1 protein-coding gene is annotated in these 1476 nt (G+C 62.5%); it reads left to right on the forward strand.

What is annotated here, in order from left to right:
- Positions 1 to 1476 (forward strand): VCBS domain-containing protein (locus ACODSJ_RS24665; RefSeq protein ID WP_489104218.1); only part of this gene is annotated, 1476 nt, incomplete at both ends.

The raw sequence follows: 1476 nt of genomic DNA on the forward strand, positions 1-1476 counted from the left end.
AACTGGTCACCGTCACTGTCACCGGCAACAACGACGCACCGGTCCTCAGCTTCGCCACCGGCAACGATGTGGGCGCGGTGCAGGAAGATACTAAGCTCAGCGTCACCGGCCAATTCAGCTCGGCCGACATCGATCACGACGCCACGGCGACCTGGAGCATCACTGGCTCACCAACGGGAACCTATGGCTCAATTGCCGTCGACAACAACGGCCTGTGGACCTACACGTTAGCCAATGGCACCGATGGCGTCGCCAGCGCCGTGCAGTCACTACAGGCTGGCGAAAGCCACAATGACGTATTCACCGTGCAGGTCAGCGACGGCCTCGGCGGCGTCGACACGCAACTGGTGACCGTCACCATTACCGGCAACAACGACGCACCGGTCCTCAGCTTCGCCACCGGCAACGATGTGGGCAGCGTGAAGGAAGACACCACCCTCAGCGTCAGTGGCCAGTTCAGTTCAGCTGATATCGATCACAACGCCATCGCCACATGGAGTATTGCCGGGGCAAATACCGGCACCTACGGTTCGATCGCGGTCGACAACAACGGCCAGTGGACCTACACCCTGGCCAACGGCACTGACGGTGTCGCCAGTGCCGTGCAATCACTGAAGGCTGGCGAAAGCCACAATGACGTATTCACCGTGCAGGTCAGCGACGGCGTCGGCGGCGTCGACACCCAGCAGGTAACCGTCTCGATTACCGGCAGCAACGACGCCCCCGTGCTCAGCTTCGCCACGGGCAACGATGTGGGCAGCGTGAAGGAAGACACCACCCTTAGCGTCAGTGGCCAGTTCAGTTCAGCTGATATCGATCACAACGCCACCGCCACTTGGAGTATTGCCGGAACAAATACCGGTACCTATGGCGCGATCGCCGTGGACAATAGCGGCCAATGGACCTACACCCTGGCCAACGGCACCGATGGCGTCGCCAGCGCTGTGCAGTCGTTGACGGCCGGTGAAAGTCACAACGAAGTATTCACCGTGCAAGTCAGCGACGGCCTCGGCGGCGTGGATACTCAACTGGTAACCGTCACCGTCACCGGCACCAACGACGCCGCCGTGCTCTCCTCGGCCAACGTTACGCTGAGCGAAACCGATGCCCCGCTGACCACCGGCGGCACCCTGACCATCAGCGATATCGACAGCCCGGCAAGCTTCCAGGCGCAGTCCAACACCGCGGGCAGCTACGGTCAGTTCTCCATCGGCACCGGGGGTGCCTGGACCTACGTCGCCAACTCCGCCCACAACGAGTTCGCCGCCGGTACCACCTACACGGACACCTTCGCCGTGAGCAGTGCCGACGGCACCCTCACTTCGGTCACCGTGCATATCGCCGGCAGCAACGACTCACCGACGATCACCTCCAACGGAGGCGGCGCGACGGCGTCGGTGAACGTGGCGGAAAACACCACAGCGGTCACGACAGTAACAGCGACCGACGCCGATCTGCCGGCGCAAACGCTGAGCT

It is taken from the genome of Pseudomonas sp. FG6 (genome assembly GCF_057809015.1).